16 protein-coding genes are annotated in these 16,736 nt (G+C 70.3%); 4 read left to right on the forward strand and 12 right to left on the reverse strand.

What is annotated here, in order from left to right:
• Positions 1 to 111: 111 nt before the first annotated feature.
• Positions 112 to 411, reverse strand: a complete 300-nt coding sequence (locus ABD648_RS12020) for a chorismate mutase (RefSeq protein ID WP_116636254.1) — start codon at positions 409 to 411, stop codon at positions 112 to 114.
• A gap of 62 nt (positions 412 to 473) precedes the next feature.
• Here ABD648_RS12020 and ABD648_RS12025 point away from each other — a divergent pair, with 62 nt between their 5' ends.
• Entirely contained in the window at positions 474 to 1,658 is a 1,185-nt protein-coding gene (locus ABD648_RS12025) for an AI-2E family transporter (protein ID WP_282215197.1), read from the forward strand.
• Between the two features lie 74 nt (positions 1,659 to 1,732).
• Here the strand turns inward: ABD648_RS12025 and ABD648_RS12030 are convergent, their stop codons facing one another.
• From ABD648_RS12030 to ABD648_RS12060, 7 genes are all read right to left on the reverse strand, one after another.
• The gene (locus ABD648_RS12030) at positions 1,733 to 2,656 is read right to left on the reverse strand and encodes an ABC transporter substrate-binding protein (protein ID WP_282215198.1); all 924 of its coding nucleotides are present in this window, start codon (positions 2,654 to 2,656) and stop codon (positions 1,733 to 1,735) included.
• 57 nt (positions 2,657 to 2,713) lie between these two features.
• Positions 2,714 to 3,448, reverse strand: coding sequence for an ABC transporter permease (locus ABD648_RS12035; RefSeq protein ID WP_282215199.1), 735 nt, complete (start codon positions 3,446 to 3,448; stop codon positions 2,714 to 2,716).
• Positions 3,445 to 4,125 carry an ABC transporter permease gene (locus ABD648_RS12040; protein ID WP_282215200.1) on the reverse strand — a complete coding sequence of 227 codons (681 nt, stop codon included), beginning with the start codon at positions 4,123 to 4,125 and terminating at the stop codon, positions 3,445 to 3,447. Before ABD648_RS12040 ends, ABD648_RS12035 begins: the two co-directional genes overlap by 4 nt.
• The gene (locus ABD648_RS12045; RefSeq protein ID WP_282215201.1) at positions 4,122 to 4,985 is read right to left on the reverse strand and encodes an ABC transporter ATP-binding protein; all 864 of its coding nucleotides are present in this window, start codon (positions 4,983 to 4,985) and stop codon (positions 4,122 to 4,124) included. The genes ABD648_RS12040 and ABD648_RS12045 overlap by 4 nt, the downstream gene beginning before the upstream one ends.
• 65 nt (positions 4,986 to 5,050) lie before the next feature.
• A complete protein-coding gene (locus ABD648_RS12050; protein ID WP_282215202.1) occupies positions 5,051 to 5,353 on the reverse strand; it encodes a DUF427 domain-containing protein in 303 nt (100 codons plus the stop codon).
• A 153-nt stretch (positions 5,354 to 5,506) separates the two neighbouring features.
• A complete protein-coding gene (locus tag ABD648_RS12055) occupies positions 5,507 to 6,943 on the reverse strand; it encodes a dihydrolipoyl dehydrogenase family protein (protein ID WP_282215203.1) in 1,437 nt (478 codons plus the stop codon).
• 227 nt (positions 6,944 to 7,170) lie between these two features.
• Positions 7,171 to 7,755, reverse strand: coding sequence for a biotin transporter BioY (locus ABD648_RS12060; RefSeq protein WP_282215204.1), 585 nt, complete (start codon positions 7,753 to 7,755; stop codon positions 7,171 to 7,173).
• A 145-nt stretch (positions 7,756 to 7,900) separates the two neighbouring features.
• Between ABD648_RS12060 and ABD648_RS12065 the strand changes: the two genes are divergently transcribed.
• Together ABD648_RS12065 and ABD648_RS12070 are read left to right on the forward strand one after the other, a co-directional pair.
• Positions 7,901 to 9,319 carry an ANL family adenylate-forming protein gene (locus tag ABD648_RS12065; RefSeq protein WP_282217542.1) on the forward strand — a complete coding sequence of 473 codons (1,419 nt, stop codon included), beginning with the start codon at positions 7,901 to 7,903 and terminating at the stop codon, positions 9,317 to 9,319.
• On the forward strand, positions 9,316 to 10,557 hold the full coding sequence (locus ABD648_RS12070; RefSeq protein ID WP_282215205.1) for a beta-ketoacyl-[acyl-carrier-protein] synthase family protein: 1,242 nt from the start codon (positions 9,316 to 9,318) through the stop codon (positions 10,555 to 10,557). Before ABD648_RS12065 ends, ABD648_RS12070 begins: the two co-directional genes overlap by 4 nt.
• Before the next feature lie 32 nt (positions 10,558 to 10,589).
• On the opposite strand, the gene ABD648_RS12075 is transcribed toward ABD648_RS12070, so the two are convergent.
• The 4 genes from ABD648_RS12075 to ABD648_RS12090 form a co-directional block, all read right to left on the reverse strand.
• On the reverse strand, positions 10,590 to 11,621 hold the full coding sequence (locus ABD648_RS12075) for an alcohol dehydrogenase catalytic domain-containing protein (protein WP_282215206.1): 1,032 nt from the start codon (positions 11,619 to 11,621) through the stop codon (positions 10,590 to 10,592).
• Positions 11,618 to 12,967, reverse strand: coding sequence for an MFS transporter (locus ABD648_RS12080; RefSeq protein WP_282217543.1), 1,350 nt, complete (start codon positions 12,965 to 12,967; stop codon positions 11,618 to 11,620). The genes ABD648_RS12075 and ABD648_RS12080 overlap by 4 nt, the downstream gene beginning before the upstream one ends.
• Before the next feature lie 118 nt (positions 12,968 to 13,085).
• A complete protein-coding gene (locus ABD648_RS12085; protein ID WP_282215207.1) occupies positions 13,086 to 14,198 on the reverse strand; it encodes a lactonase family protein in 1,113 nt (370 codons plus the stop codon).
• A gap of 16 nt (positions 14,199 to 14,214) precedes the next feature.
• Positions 14,215 to 15,501: an adenylosuccinate synthase gene (locus ABD648_RS12090; RefSeq protein ID WP_282215208.1), complete on the reverse strand. Its 1,287-nt coding sequence runs from the start codon at positions 15,499 to 15,501 to the stop codon at positions 14,215 to 14,217.
• Between the two features lie 292 nt (positions 15,502 to 15,793).
• Between ABD648_RS12090 and ABD648_RS12095 the strand changes: the two genes are divergently transcribed.
• On the forward strand, positions 15,794 to 16,729 hold the full coding sequence (locus ABD648_RS12095) for a DMT family transporter (protein WP_282215209.1): 936 nt from the start codon (positions 15,794 to 15,796) through the stop codon (positions 16,727 to 16,729).
• Positions 16,730 to 16,736 lie beyond the last annotated feature (7 nt).

The raw sequence follows: 16,736 nt of genomic DNA on the forward strand, positions 1-16,736 counted from the left end.
GATCCGTAGTCTCTCCGTAAGTTTATTCATTGAACTTAGTTGGCCGAAAGGCCTCCCCCAGCTCCGGACGGGCGAGTGCTGCACACACCGTCGCCCGTCCGGCACTTCTTCTCAGCGGCCCTCAGCCGCCTCGGTGTGGTGGCGGATGACCTCGGCCACCACGAAGTTGAACCACTTCTCCGCGAACTCCGGATCGAGATGCGCCTCTTCCGCGAGCGCACGGAGGCGCGCGACCTGCTGCTCCTCCCGATTCGGATCGGATGCGGGCATCTCGTGCTCGGCCTTCAGATGCCCGACCTGCTGGGTGGCGCGGAAGCGCTCGGCCAGCATGAAGATCAGCGCGGCGTCGATGTTGTCGATGCTGGCGCGAAGTCGGAGCAGTTCGGCCTTCGGGTCCTCAGCGGCTGTCATTCCCCTACTCTAGAGCCGCCGAACGCCCGTGTTCCGACGACGCCCACCGCTATCGTGAGCACATGAGCAACGAAGAGTCGCCGGCCTCCGCACCCACCGACGGCGTGGCATCCGAGACCCCGACCGATGCCCCCGGCGGACCGACGACCGAGACTGTTCCGCGTCCCGTCGTCGAGCCCATGGCACCGCGTGGATCGTTCTGGACCCGCATCGATCGCCCCTTCGTCTTCGGCTTCCTCGTGACACTCGGCGGCCTCGGCGCGGTCGTGCTGGGCCTGGCCCTCACGAGCCTCTCGACGGTCCTCATCTACATCGCCCTCGCCCTCTTCGCGGCTCTCGGTCTCGACCCCGCGGTTCGCCTGCTCGAGCGTCGCGGCCTGTCCCGGGCCATCGCGGTCCTCGTCGTGACCCTCGGCCTCATCGTGGTGTTCGCCCTCCTGCTGTGGATGGTCATCCCGATCGTCGTCGACCAGATCTCGAGCTTCGTCCGCTCGGTGCCCGGCATGGTCCAGGAGTTCACCCGGAGCGATCTCTACGCCACCCTGGAGAGGCAGTTCGGCGAGCAGTTCCAGGATCTGGTCGCGGAGGTGCAGAAGTTCCTCTCGGACTTCGGCAACCTCGCCACCATCGGCGGCGGTGCGCTGAAGGTCGGCGCATCGATCGCCACCGGGATCTCTGGCACGATCATCGTGATCGTGCTGACGCTCTACTTCCTCGCGAGCCTCTCCGGGATCAAGGCCAGCCTGCTGCGTCTCGCGCCGGCCCGCGACCGCGCCCGCGCCGGTGACATCACCGACCAGATCACCGACTCGGTCGGCGGCTATGTCATGGGGATGGTGGTGCTCGCGTTCTTCAACGCGCTGCTCGCCTTCCTGCTCTACTTCTTCCTCGGCCTGCCGTTCCCCCCGCTGATGGCGACCGTCGCCTTCTGCATCACGCTGATCCCGCTCGTCGGCTCCGTGATGTTCTGGATCATCGGCACCGGCATCGCGCTCTTCACCAACCCGATCGGCGCGCTGGTCTTCGCGATCGTCTACCTGATCTACATGCAGATCGAGGCCTACGTCATCACGCCGCGCGTCATGAACCGCGCGATCTCGATCCCCGGCTCGCTCGTGGTCATCGGCGCCCTCGCCGGCGGCACTCTGCTCGGGCTGCTCGGCGCGCTCGTGGCCGTGCCGGTCACGGCATCCATCCTCATCATCATCAAGCAGGTCTGGGTCCCGCGCCAGGACGCCCGGATCTAGCACCCGAAAACGCAGAAGTGCCCGGACCGCTGCAGGAATCAGCAACAGGTCCGGGCACTTCTTGAACGAGAGACTCAGACGAGGTCGTTGTCCTCGAGCCACTTCTTCGCGATGTCGGCCGACGACTGCTGGTCGACCGTGCTCAGCACGTTCAGCGACACGAGCTCCTCGGCCGTCAGCTTCGCGCTGATGGCGTTGAGCACATCCGACACCTTGTCGGCGATGTCGCTCGAGACGATCGGCACGACGTTCGACGAGATGATCAGGTTCTTCGGGTCTTCGAGCGCGACGATGTCCTCGGTCTCGAAGGCAGGGTCTGCGGTGTAGATGTCCGCGACCTGGATCTCACCGGCGAGCAGCGACTCGAGCGTCGTCGGGCCGGTGGCCGAGAACGCCAGGTCGACGCCGTAGACCTCCTTGGCGGCGGCCGGGTTGTACGGACGCTGCTCGAACTCCGGCGGGGCGCCGATCGTGACGGTCGAGGTGACGTTCTTGAGGTCTTCGATCGTCTTGAGGTTGTTGGCCTCGGCGAAGCTCTTGAGCACCGTGTAGGTGTCCTGGTCGGACGCCTCGGCGTAGTCGAGGGCGGTCAGGCCCTCGGGCAGCGCCTCGGTGAGGGCCGTGTAGACGTCTTCCGGCGAGGTGACATCGATCTCGTCGTCCGAGAGGTACTCCAGCAGGCTGCCGGTGTACTCGGGGAAGACGTCGATCTCACCGGACTCGACCTCGGGCATGTACGCGTCGCGCTGACCGATGTTGAGCTTCGTCTCGACCGTGAAGCCGGCACCCTCGAGCGCCTGGGCGTAGATCTCGGCGATGATCTCGTTGGAGTAGTACCCCTGCGAGCCGACGACGATCGTCTCGGAGTCGCCCGATCCGGATCCGGCGTCGCTCGACGGCTCGTCGAGCGGGTTGCCGCCGCAGGCGGACAGGGCGAGTGTCGCCGCGGCCACCAGGCCGACGGCGAGGACGGAGCGCTTGCCTCGTGCTGTGAACATGGACTTCCTCTTCTTCTCTGGGACTTCTTCTGGTGCTGTGAGTGCGGGACGGAGAGATCAGGCGGTGGATGCCGCCGGCGCGGGAGCCGGGGTGAGCGGACGGGTGCGCCGGCGTGCCGGGCGACCGGTGCGGAGCCCGCGCGGAACCGCAGCGTGTTGTGCGGCGGCGAGGAGCAGGTCGACGAGCAGCGCGAGCACCGCGACGATGAGCGCGCCGCCGAGAACCTGATCGAATCGACGCAACGGGATGCCCTGGATGATCGGCCAGCCGAGTCCGCCGAGGTTGACGTAGGCGGCGATCGTGACGGTCGCGATGACCTGCAGGAGCGCGGAGCGGATACCGCCGACGAGCAGGGGCAGGCCGAGGCGCACTTCGACCTTCCAGAAGATCTGCCACTCGGTCATGCCCATGGCCCGCGCCGCATCGATCACGCGGCGGTCGATCGCCTCGAGGCCCGTGTAGGCGCCGGCGAGGAGCGAGGGGATCGCGAGGAGCACGAAGGTGGCGATGGCCGCCTCGGGAACTCGGAGCACTCCGAGAAGGAGGACCAGCAGCACCATGAGACCGAAGGCGGGGATGGCCCGCGCTGCGCCCGAGACCGCGACGGCGATCTCGCGGCCGCGGCCGGTGTGACCGATCAGCCAGCCGAGCGGCAGGGCGATGATCGCGGCGATCAGCACCGAGATCGCGGTGAGGGCGAGGTGCTCGCCGAGGAGCTTGGGCAGCGCGTAGTTCCCCGTCCACTGCGCCGGGGCGAGCATCCACGCGATGGCGTCTGCGAAGAGATTCATGCGGCTGCCCTCACCGGAACGGCGCGGCTCGCGGAGACACGACTCGTGGCCGTCGTCCACGGCATCAGCGCGCGTCCGATCAGCAGCAGGATCAGGTCGATCACGAGCGCGATGATCACGACAGCGACGACGCCGGCGAACACCTCGGCGATGATGCGGCGCTCGAGCCCGTTCGTGAAGAGGTAGCCGAGGTTGGTGACGCCGATCAGGATGCCGACGGTCGCGAGCGAGATCGTGCTGACGGCGGCGACTCGAAGTCCCGCGAGGATCACGGGGCCCGCGAGCGGGAACTCGACGGCCCAGAAGCGGCGGAACGGTGCGAAGCCGGTGGCGGTCGCCGCCTGGCGGACGCCGTCGTCGACCGAGTCGAGGCCGTCGGCGACCGCGCGGACCAGGATCGCTACCGCGTAGATCGTCAGGGCGATCACGAGGTTGGTCTCGCTGATCGCGGAATAGCCGAGCGTGGCCGGCAGCAGGATCAGCAGGGCCAGCGAGGGGATCGTGTAGAGCAACCCCGTGAGCACGATGATCGGACCGCGCACGAGCCGGTAGCGCCACGCGACCCAGCCGAGCGGGAGCGACAGCACGAAGCCGAGCACGATCGGCGCGATGCTCTGCCGCAGGTGCACCAGCGTCAGCTCGAGGATCAGGCCGAGGTTGTCGGTGACCCAGTTCACGACAGTCCGTCCTGCCCGGCGGTCGTGGCGACGGCATCCGTCTCGGCCTCTGCCACGATCGCTCCCTGCGTGCGCCCCTCGGAGTCGACGACGACGGTGCCGTGCGGCGTCTCCTTGAGGTGCAGCGCGCGGCGTCCGCGGTCGGCGCCGATGAACGCGGCGACGAAGTCATCCGCCGGGTTCTCGATGATCTCGCTCGGGCTGCCCACCTGCACGATGCGCGCGCCCTTGTCGAGGATGACCACCTGGTCGCCAAGCAGGAACGCCTCGTCGATGTCGTGCGTGACGAAGACCACCGTCTTGTCGAGCTCGTGCTGCAGTCGCAGGGTCTCCTGCTGCAGGTCGGCGCGGACGATCGGGTCGACGGCACCGAACGGCTCGTCCATCAGCAGAATGTTCGGGTCGGCGGCGAGGCCTCGGGCGACGCCGACGCGCTGCTGCTGCCCGCCGGACAGCTGGCTCGGATACCGCTCGGCGAGCGCCTGATCGAGGCCGACCGTGTCGAGCAGGGCACGTGCCCGCTTGTGCGCCTCGGGCTTCTTCACACCGGTCAGCCGCAGCACGGTGGCGACGTTGTCGATCACCGAGAAGTGCGGCATCAGGCCCGAGTTCTGCATGACGTAGCCGATGCGGCGGCGCAGCTGCACCGGATCACCGACGAGCACGTTCTCCCCGTCGATCTCGATGTCGCCTGAGGTCGGCTCGACCATGCGGTTGATCATGCGCAGCAGGGTGGTCTTGCCGCACCCGGAGGAGCCGACGAAGACCGTGGTCTTGCGCGACGGCAGGACCAGGCTGAAGTCATCGACGGCGACGGTGCCGTCGGGGAACTGCTTCGTGACGTTGCGGAACTCGATCATGGGTCACTTTCCAGTCGGTCGATCGACGAGGCGGACATCAGCGCCCCGGCGCCGGCATACGGAGGTCATTCGGAGATCTGCACGCGCGGATCGAAGGCCACGTAGCCGGAGAAGTCCTTGCCGACGCGGTCGAACGCGGTCGGGTACGGGTTCGGGTACGACCAGGCGTAGTCGGTGTGCAGCTCGTCTCCGGTCTGCACCGAGAAGTACTGGGCCGCGCCCTTCCACGGACAGGTGTACGGCGTGGGGCTCTCGACGAGGGCGCCCTGCGCGATGGATGCCGGCGGGAAGTACCAGTTGCCCTCGATGCGGACGAGATCGCTCTCGTCGGCTTCGGCGATGACGGTTCCTGCGAGTACAGCCTTCATGGTCCTGCCTCCTCGGATGTGGGTTCGAGCGTATAAGACGGCTGCGACATCCGGGTCGGGGTTGCGCGGGATGCCGTCAATGTGAGAAACATTCCTGGACCTGTTCGGTGCCGAGGCGTCAACGGATTGCATGATCCCGTCGGCATCCGCCTCTCACGCGGACTGGCGGCCGTAGCCCTCCAGCAGACGGAGCCAGATCTCGCTGATCGTCGGGTATGCCGGCACCGCGTGCCAGAGCCGTGCGATCGGCACCTCTCCCACGATCGCGACCGTGGCGGCCTGGATGAGCTCGGCCACCTCGGGGCCGACGAAGGTCGCCCCGATCACGACGTCGCGGGCGGTGTCGATCACGAGCCGCGCCTGGCCCTCGAACCCGTCCTCGTACACGCTGGCGCCGGCGACCCAGCCCAGGTCGTAGTCGACGACCGCGACCTCGTGCCCCGCCTCGCGGGCAGCGGCCTCGGTGAGACCGGCGGAGGCGACCTCGGGGAACGAGAAGGTGACCTGCGGAACCGCCGCGTGATCGGCGGTGGCGACATGCCGACCCCACGGGGCGTCGTCGACCTCCTCGCCCTTGGCGCGCGCGGCGATGACGTCTCCGGCCGCCCGCGCCTGGTACTTGCCCTGATGCGTCAGGAGCACGCGGCCCGTCACGTCGCCCACCGCGTACAGCCAGTCGCTCCCTGGCACGCGCAGCGTGTCATCCGTCTCGATCCACTTCCCGGGCTCGAGGCCGACCGTCTCCAGACCGATGTCGCGGTTGTGCGCGGAGCGACCGGTCGCGGCGAGCACCTCGCTCGCGGTGATCTCCTCGCCGCCCTCCAGCGTGATCGTGACGCCGTCATCGCCGCGGCGGACGGAGGTCGTGCCGGTCGAGGTGCGCACGTCGACGCCCAGCTCCTTCAGACCGGCGGCCACGCGCTCACCGGCGAAGGGCTCCATCGACGAGAGCAGCTCGCCCCGGGCGATGAGCGTCACGGTCGAGCCGAGCGATGCGTAGACCGTGGCCATCTCGACGGCCACGACACCACCGCCGATGACGGCGAGGCTCTTCGGCAGCTCCTCGGCGCTCGTCGCCTCCCGACTGGTCCACGGCGCGGCTTCGCGCAGCCCGTCGATCGGCGGGATGACGGCTTCCGACCCGGTGCTGATCGCGACCGCGTGACGGGCGCGCAGCACGCGCGTTCCGCCGTCGGCATCCGTCACGGTGACCTCGCGCTCACCGGTGAGCCGGCCGAAGCCGCGGGCGAGGTCGATGCCGGCCGAGTCGAGCCACTTCACCTGGCCGTCGTCCGACCAGTTGCTCGTGAACGAATCGCGACGGTCGAAGACGGCCCGCACGTCGAGCGTCCCGGTCACCGCCTGCGATGCGCCGCCCACGTGCTGCGCGGCGCGCAGAGCCTGGGCCGGACGCAGCAGCGCCTTCGAGGGCATGCACGCCCAGTACGAGCACTCGCCTCCGACGAGCTCGCTCTCCACGATGATCGCGGTGAGCCCGCCCTGCACGGCGCGATCGGCGACGTTCTCGCCCACGGCACCTCCGCCCAGGACGATCAGGTCGTACTCGTCGGTCTTCTCGGCAGCAGTCATGTCGCACCTCTCCGTCGCCAGTCTCGCTCAAGAGCAACGCAGAGTCACGGGTGTGTTGTTCCCTGTCGGGCGTTTGCGGCGTCGTCCGGGCCTGCATCCGCAGGTCGAGATCACGGATGCAGGTGCGTACCGCGGCGTGTCGTCCTGCACTCGTGATCCGAACCTACGGATGTACCCGAGGGACCGGATCGACGGCGGCCGCAGCGGATCCCCCCGATGTCGACGCCTCAGGCCGCGACGGGCTCCGGCGGCGTGCGATGGGCGGGGAACGCCCGCGGATAGGCGCGCTTCAGCGCGACGACGACCAGCGTGGCCGCCGCCACCTTGATGAGGTCTCCGGGCAGGAACGCCAGGCTCGACAGGGCCGTGAGATCCAGGGGAACGCCCGTCACGAGCGCCTGCACCGGGATGCCGACGGCGTAGACGACGAGCACACCGCCGAGCAGGGATGCCGTCGCCGCGCGCCACCACGTGAAACGGCCCGTGCGCATGAGGAGTCCGATCACCACGACGCCGGCGACCCAGCCGAGGAGGTAGCCGGCACTGGGGCCGACGAACACGCCGAGTCCGCCGCGGCCGCCGGCCAGCACGGGGAGCCCGATCGCGGCGAGCGCGAGGACGAGGAGGACAGCGAGGGGCGCGACCCGGGGGCCCAGCACGAGTCCGGCAAGCATGACCCCCAGTGTCTGCGCGGTGATCGGCACGCCTCCGGGCAGCGGCACGATGACGGTGCCGAGCACGACGATCAGCGCGGAGAAGACCGCGATGCGACCGAGCACGGCGCTGGAGCGGGCGGGGTGGGATGTCGACATGAATCCTCCTGAACACTGTTCACCTGAACGGTGTTCACTAGAGTAGGGGGCGTCATCGAAGTCCTGCAAACCCGCCCGAGGAGCGATCACGTCCATCACCCCGACGCTGCGTCGTCTCGCCGTCGAAGACCCCGCCCGATCCGCGATCGTCGCGAAGGACGCCCGCCTGACGTACGGCGAGCTCTACGCGGAGTCGCAGCGGATCTCGACGGCCCTCGACCACCTGCTCCGGGGCACCGCGGTCGGCACCGCCCTGCCGCCGATCGTCGCCGTCTGCCTGACCACCGCGTTCGACACCGCCCGCCTCGTCGTGGCGGCGGAGGCCGGCGACCGCATCGTCACCGTGATCGACGCGCACGGGCCCGTCTCGCTGCAGAGGCAGCAGCTCGCCACGACCGGGGCGACCGTCGTCATCACGGATTCGCCCGCCCTGCGGGATGCGCTGCGCGCCGACGACTGGCCCGGGCTGATCCTCGGCCTCCCCGAGCTGATGCGGACCGACCGGCTGCCGGCCGACCCGACGCCGAGCGCCGACGACGCCCCGTTCCTCCTGCTGACCTCCTCGGGGACGACCGGGGCGCCCAAGGCCTTCCTGAAGACGCGGGCACAGTACGCGGCGAACATCGACGTCTCCCTCCGTCACTTGGGTGCGATGGACGACATCGCCACCTTCGCGCCCGGACCCATGTCGTACAGCCTGACCCTGTACACGCTGTTCGAGGTCCTCGCGACCGGCGGCCGGCTGCACGTCGCCGACCGCCTCGAGGAGCTGTGGCTCACCTCCCGCGTGCGCGACGAGGGCATCACGCGCCTGGTCACGGTACCCGCGGCACTGCACGCACTCGCCGACGCCGCGACCCGCAAACCCCGACGATACGACGGCATCGAACGGATCATCACCGGCGGCGCGGCGCTCTCATCGCACGCCCGCGCCCGGATCGCCGAAGCACTCCCGGGCGCCGACGCCACCGGCTATTTCGGCACCGGCGAGCTCGGCTTCATCGGCGACGATCGTGCGGGGGGAAAGATGATCCGTCTCTATCCGCAGGTGGAGGCGCAGGTGCGCGACGATCACGGTGCGGTGCTGCCGCTCGGCGCGTTCGGCACTCTCTGGGTGCGCTCGCGCTCCTGCTCGACCGGATACCTCCCCGGCACGACGACGTCATCGCTGACGGATGCCGACGGCTGGGCGAGCGTGCACGATCAAGGTCACCTGCGGGGCCGGGACTTCACCTTCGTCGGCAGACGCGGCGACGTCGTCACCACGGGTGGGCACACGGTCGCGCTCGACGAGGTGGAGCGTGCGTTCGACGGCATGCCCCAGCTCGGCGTCGTGTGCGCGATCGCCGAGGCTCAGCCTGCTCTCGGCGTGCGCATCGCGCTGGTCGTCGAGGGAGAGGCGCCGCCCCGGGCGGAGTTGCGCGCCTGGGCGGGCGACCGGCTGGCCCCGGCATCCGTTCCTCGCCGCTGGTACGCCCTGCCGGAGCTTCCGCGGACCTCCGGCGGCAAGGTCCGCCGCGCCGCCGTCGCCGAGCTCATCGTCCGTGGACAGGGGCGACGATGAGCGCCCGGAGGTCCGCCGTCGTGACGGGCGTCGGCGCCGTGACCCCCAGTGGCCAGACGGCACCGGCGCTGTGGGCGTCCGTGCGGGCCGGACGCAGCGGCATCACCCGCCTGCCGCCGGAGCTCTCCGGATCGGTGCAGGTCGGCGGAGTCGTCCGCGGTTTCGCGGCTCCCGTCGAACTTCCGGCACCGCTCGTCCGCCACCTCACGCCGATGCAGCAGTGGGCGATCACCGCGGCCAACGAGGCCATGACGACCGCGGGCGCGACGCCGGGCCTCGGCCTTCCGTGGAGCCCGCCTGAGGTGCAGGTGGTCGTCGCCACGGGCTCCGGACCGGTCGACGCGGTGCTGCGCGCGGACGCGACCCTGCGCGAACGCGGCCCCCGCGCGGTGCCGCCGGGACTCACGGTCTACGGAACGGCGGATGCCGTCGCCGGCGTCCTCAGCCGTCGATACGGAATCCTCGGCCAGACCCACGCCGTCACCGCGGCCTGCGCGAGCGGTGCCGTCGCGATCGGGGAGGGTCTCCGGCGGATCCGTCACGGATACGCGGATGCCGTGCTGGTCGTCGGGATGGACGACTGCCTCGGTCCGCTGCATCTCGCGGCGCACGCGAACCTCCGTTCCGTGGTCACGGGCTTCGCCGACGAACCGGCATCGGCCTCCCGGCCCTTCGACCGCGCACGCCGCGGCTTCGTCATGTCGCAGGGCGCGGCCGCGGTGCTGCTCGAGGCCGGAGACCTCGCGAGGCGGCGCGGTGCGCGACCGGTCGCGACGGTGGCCGGGTTCGGCGCGACCGGCGATGCGCATCACGCCACGGCCCCGGACCCTGTGGCCGCCGGCGCGACCAGGGCGATCGAAGCCTGCCTCTCGGATGCCGGTGTCGCCGCATCCGAGATCGATCACGTGAACACGCACGGCACGGGCACGGTCCTCGGCGACGACGCCGAGCTCGTCGCGCTGCGGAATGCGCTCGGCCGTCGTGCGCCGGCCGTCCCGCTCACGGCGACCAAGTCCACCACCGGACACCTGCTCGGCGCGGCCGGCGTCGTCGAGGCCGTCATCGCCGCGATGAGCCTGCGCGACCAGCTGCTCCCACCGACGATCAACCTGTCCGATCCCGCGGACGGCTGGGACTTCGTCCGCGACACCGAGCGATCGCATCCGGTCGACGCGATCCTGTCGACCTCGTTCGGCTTCGGCGGTCACAACGCGGCCCTCCTGCTCACCGGCCCCTGACTGAGCCCGCACACCGCGGAAGAGCCAGCACACTACGGCACCAGCACGACCTTCCCGCGCTGCCGACGCTGCTCGATGGCGTCATGCGCCGCCGCGGCATCCTCGAGTCGATACTCGTCGACGGGCGGAACGGTACGCCCTTCCGCCACCGCGGCGAGCGCTCGGGTCTCGAGCAGCCGCAGGTCCGGCAGAGCTCGTCCGAGCGGAACGGTGACGGTGAGGGAGCGCTCGACGATGTCGTCGGAGTCGAGGCGCAGAACCTCGCCGCTCGACCAGCCGATGATCACGACGCGGGCCCCGCGGCCGAGTGTCTCGAGCGCTGCTCGACCCGTCGCGCCGCCGACGCCGTCGAGCAGGACCGAGGGCTGCTGCTCGCCGAGGAGCTCGGCCATCCGCGCCGGCCACGACTCATCGGTCGCGTCCAGCGGCAGCAGTCGGCCTCCGGCGAGCCTCTCGCCGCGTGCGAGCTGCTCGACCACGGCGCGCTTCGCCTCGCCGCCGTGCAGTGCGACGACCGTGGCCCCGACCGACAGGGCGAGCTGCGCGAGCTGGCTTCCGAGGCCGCCCGATGCCCCGGGGATGACGACGACGTCTTCCGGCCCGATCTCCACGGAATCCAGCACGAGCTGAGCCGTGCGTCCGGTGCCGATCGTGGCGACGGCCTGCGGGAAGGTCACGCCGTCGGGGACGGGGTGGAGGGACTCGACCGGTGCCAGCGCGAACTCTGCGTATCCGCCGCTGCGGAAGCCCACGTGGGCGACGACCCGCGATCCGACGATAGCCGCGTCGACGCCCGGCCCCACGGCATCCACGACACCGGCAACTTCGCGCCCCGGCGTCATCGGAAGCACAGGTCTCGGCATCGACGGCGGACCGGCGTCGCGACGGATGGCGGTGTCGACCGCGTGCACACCGGCGGCGGCGATGCGCACACGCACCTCCCCCTCCGCGGGTTCGGGCAGCGGCACCTCTTCGACCTGCAGCACCTCACTCCCCCCGAACGTCCGCTGCACGACCGCCCGCATGGTCCGCGACTCGACTTCCGTCACAGCATCCGCGCTCATGCGCCGACCTCCTCGTGCGTCTCATCCGCTCCGGCCCGCGTCCTCATCCGTGGCGCCAGCACAGCCGCGGCGACAGCCACGACGGCCGCGAGGGCGAAGACAGCGGTGAACGGATCCGCGACCGCGGCGACGGCGGTGAAGAGCGTCCCGGTCACGGCCAACGCCAGCGCGCTGCCGAACGAGTCGGCGACCGTCATCGCGCCGCTGTTGAAGCCCTGGTTCTCGGGCGTCGACATCGAGAGCGTCAACGCGCTGGTGCGGGGGCTCATCAGTCCCATCCCCACTCCCGCGACGACCCAGGCGACGGCGATCATCGCGGCATCCCAGCCGAAGCCGGCGGTCGCGACGGTCAGGGCGATGCCGATCAGGACGAGGATCGTCCCCACCCGCACCGCGGTGATGCTCGACAGCCGCGTGCCCATCCGCCCCTGCACTGTCGCGGCGGCCGACCAGGCGAGCGCCCCGCCGGTCAGGGAGAGCCCGGCGAGCGTCGGGGTGAGGTCGTAGCGGTCGGTCAACAGGTACGGCAGGTAGACCTGCGCACCGAAGAAGGCGGCAGCGGCGAGCCCGCGGACGAGGATGACAGAGGGCAGCCCTCGACGAGCTCGAAGCGTGCCGCGGGGCACGAGCGGCCGCACGGCGATGAGCGCGACCACGACCGCGACGGCCGCGAGCGCCGTGCCGACTCCGGGGATGTCCCCGACCAGGTTCAGGGCGAGCACCGCCACGGCTGCCAGCACCGACCAGCCGAGCCGCCCGAACGCCCACGGCGTCGTCGCATCTCCGTCGTTCGAGAGCCCGCGCAGTGCGGGGATCACCATGAACAGGGCGACGAGCACCAGGATGACCACGCCAAGGAAGACCCAGTGCCAGCTCCAGAGTTCCGTCACGGCGCCCGCCACCGTCGGGCCGATGAGCGACGGGATGACCCAGGCCGCGGCGAACCCGGCGAAGACGGCGGGATGCAGCGCCTGCGGGTACACCCGGGCGACGACCACGTACAGGGCCACCATCAGCCCTCCGCTGCCCAACCCCTGGGCGAAGCGCCCGGCGACGAGGATCTCCATGCTCGGCGCGAGGCCCGCGATGAGCAGCCCGACGACGAACATGGCGACCGACGTGTACAGCGGCGCGACGGGACCCCGGCGATCCGACCAGTTGCCCGCGATCACCATGCCGATCACGCTGGTGGCCAAGGGCCCGGCGAAGGCGAGCGCGTACAGCCGCTCGCCGTCGAGGTCGGCGCTGACCGTGGGCATCACGGTCGTCACGGCCAGCGACTCGAAGGCCCCGAGGAACACGAGCGCGCACGCGCCGATCGTGATCCAGAGGTACTCGCTGCTCATGATGCGCGGCGGGGCGGGGTTCGGCGCGTCGGTGCGCGTCGTCGGCACCGCTCCTGTTTCCGTGGTCATGAGACCTGACGATAAGACCTCAACAAAGGTTGAGGTCAAGTCCGTGGGATCAGCGCACGGGAAGGAAGTGCGTCGGCGCCGGCACCTGGGCCTCGTGGCGGATGCCGAGCGCCGCGCCCGTGCGCTCGTCGAGGTCGAGCAGCGTGACGGTGTCGGAGCGCTGCCCGGCGACGAGCATCTTGCCCTCGTGCACGAGATGGTGGCGCGGCCAGTCGACGCCGGAGTCGGCGAGCGCGACCGACTCGAGGGCCTCGCCGCCGCCGCGCACCCGCAGGGTCGCGATCGTGTTGCTGCCGCGGAGCGCGGTGTAGAGGAACTGCCCGTCGCGGGAGCGCGCGAGCTCGGCCGGGAAGTCGGTGCCGATCTCGGCGATCGGGCTCGACAGGGTCGACGACACGACGCGCCAGGTGCCATCGACACCCGCGGCGAGGGTGAACACCTCGCACGAGTACTCGGTCACGACATGCAGGTGTCCGCTGGGGTGCACGACCATGTGGCGAGGCCCGGTGCCGAGCGGCAGGACCACCTCATGATCGAGGATCAACCCGTTCGCACTCTGCTTCCAGAACCGCACGAGGTCGAACCCGAGGTCGGTGGTGGCGATGCGGCCGTCGGGCAGGAACGCCGCGGCGTGCGCGTGCGATACCCGGTCGGCGCCGGCCGCGTGCGGGTCGGATGCGGCGACGCCGTCGCCCGGAGGGGTCGCCGCCGGTGCGTCCGGGTCCTCATCGCCGAACAGGGCTGCGCGCAGCGCCGCCGCGGCATCCGCCTTCCCGTGCGCCGGGACGAGGCGGCCGGCCGCGTCCAGACCGATCCGCACCACGCGTCCGTCGCCGTAGCAGCTCGCGATCAGGAAAGCGCCGTTCGGGGCGACGGCCAGGTGGCAGACGTTCTCGCCGACCGCGACAGGGTCGCCGAGCGGGGAGAGCGCTGCTTCGCCGGTGCGTGCGAAGGCCTGCACCTGGGCGTCCGCCTCCAGCGCCGCGTAGACGACGTCGAGAGACGGATGCTGCGCCAGCCACGACGGCGACGGCGTCTCGGCGACCGCGCCGCGGTAGGCGAGCGTGGTGGCCTCGCGCCCTTCGTCGCCGGCGAGCAGGCCGATGCCGTCGGCCTGCCCGTCCATCGCGGGGCCGTAGCCGCCGAGCCAGAACCGTGTCATGCGGTCGCTCCCGGGATCAGTCGAGCAGGTCGTGGCGCACGATGACCTGGTCGCGCTCGGGGCCGACGCCGATCACGGAGATGCGCGTGTTGCTCATCTTCTCGAGCGCCAGCACGTAGTCCTGGGCGTTCTGCGGCAGATCCTCGAAGGTGCGCGCGGTCGAGATGTCCTCGCTCCAGCCCGGGAAGTACTCCAGCACCGGCTTCGCGTGGTGGAAGTCGGTCTGGTTCACCGGCACCTCGTCGAAGTGCTCGCCGTCGACGTCGTAGGCGACGCAGACCGGGACCTGCTCGAGACCGGTGAGGATGTCGAGCTTGGTCAGCACGAGGTCGGTGATGCCGTTGATGCGCGTGGCGTAGCGGGTGATCGGCGCGTCGTACCAGCCCACCCGGCGCGGGCGGCCAGTGGTGGTGCCGAACTCGAAGCCCTGCTTGCGCAGCCACTCGCCCTGCTCGTCGAACAGCTCGGTCGGGAACGGGCCCGAGCCGACGCGGGTCGTGTAGGCCTTGACGATGCCGACGATGCGGTCGAGGGCCCCGGGGCCGACGCCGGAGCCGGTCGCAGCACCGCCCGCGGTCGCCGACGACGAGGTCACGAACGGGTAGGTGCCGTGGTCGATGTCGAGCATCGTGGCCTGGCCTCCCTCGAAGACGACGACCTCGCCGCGTCCGAGAGCCTCGGCGATCAGGTAGCCGGTGTCGGCGACCATCGGGCGCAGGCGGTCGGCGTAGGAGAGCAGGTCCTCGACGACCTCGTCGGCGGTGATCGCGCGACGGTTGAAGATCTTGACCAGCAGGTGGTTCTTCTGGTCGAGGGCGCCCTCGACCTTCTGCCGCAGGATGTTCTCGTCGAAGATGTCCTGCACGCGGATGCCGACGCGGTTGATCTTGTCGGCGTAGGCCGGGCCGATGCCGCGGCCGGTGGTGCCGATCATCCGCTTGCCGAGGAAGCGCTCGGTGACCTTGTCGAGCGTGCGGTGGTACTGCGTGATGATGTGCGCGTTCGCGCTCACCTTCAGTCGGGAGACGTCGATGCCGCGGGCGGCGAGCGCCTCGAGCTCGAAGAACAGCACCTCGAGGTCGACGACGACCCCGTTGCCGATCACCGGCGTCACGCCGGGAGACAGGATGCCGGACGGCAGGAGGTGCAGCGCGTACTTCTCGTCGCCGACGACGACGGTGTGCCCGGCGTTGTTGCCGCCGTTGAACTTCACCACCCAATCGGTGCGCTCACCGAGAAGATCGGTGGCCTTGCCCTTTCCTTCGTCGCCCCACTGCACGCCGACGATCACGATTCCTGGCATGGGTGTCCCCCCTGCTTTCGCCGGGTTTGCACCGGCCGATGAGCTGGCCCTCTTCGGGCGGTCCCATCCTATCGGGAGGGGGTTTCGGGGCTGTTTCGGGGCGTTCGCGTCGCACTCCGGTCGCAGTTCGTGCCGGTGGGCGCGGCTCCGGTCGCAGTATGCGCCGCCTCGGCCGCTTGCGAGCGACCGAATCTGCGACCAGGACGGCCTCGGCGGGACGTGGCGGGAAAGCGACGGATGCTGTCGGTCCGGCCGATCGACGAATGTCGGAGGCCCCTGTCAGGATCGGGGGATGCCACAAGCAGCATCCGGCGACGCCGGCGTTCGCGCGAGCGCCGACGCATCCAAGAAGCAGGGTCCGCTCGTCCTCCTCGCAGCCCTCGTGACCGTCGTCCTCTGGGCGTCCGCGTTCATCGGCATCCGGGGTGCCGGACCGCACTACGACCCCGGTGCGCTCGCCCTCCTGCGCATGGCCGTCGGCACGGTCGTGCTGACGATCCTCGCCGTGCGCCACGGCATCCGTCTCCCGGAGCGCCGCCACTGGTGGTTGATCGCGGTCTGGGGCGTCGGATGGTTCTGCGTCTACAACCTGGCGCTGAACGCCGCCGAGCGCACCCTCGATGCCGGCACCGCCGCGATGGTCGTGAACCTCGCGCCGCTCATGGTCGTCGTCTTCAGCGGACTGTTCCTGCGCGAGGGCTTCCCGAAGCCCCTCGTGATCGGGGCCCCGATCGCCTTCCTCGGCGTCGTGCTCATCGGCATGAACTCGTCCACGAGCGAAGGACCCGACATCACCGGGCTGCTGCTCGCGCTCCTGGCTGCGGTGATGTACGCCGGATGCACGCTCCTGCAGAAGCGCCTCCTCACCGCCGGGACCGACGCGACGACGCTGACCTGGCTCGGTGCCGCGGCCGGAACGATCGCACTGCTGCCGTGGACGGGCAGCCTCATCGGCGCCCTGCAGACCGCACCGCTCGACGCGACGCTGTGGGTCGTCTACCTCGGCATCTTCCCGACGGCGATCGCCTTCACCACCTGGGCGTATGTGCTGCAGCGCAGCACCGCGGGACAGACCTCGGCGACCACCTACGTGGTGCCGGCGATCGCGATCCTCATGTCGTGGGCGATCCTGGGCGAGGTGCCGACACCGCTGATGTTCCTCGGCGGCGCGCTGTGCCTGCTCGGCGTCCTCGTCACCCGCATGCGCTGGCGGCGCCGGGACGCGTGACCGGAAG

Origin of the sequence: Microbacterium luteolum (assembly GCF_039533965.1) — a bacterium.
In the GTDB taxonomy this organism is placed as follows: Bacteria; Actinomycetota; Actinomycetes; order Actinomycetales; family Microbacteriaceae; genus Microbacterium; species Microbacterium luteolum.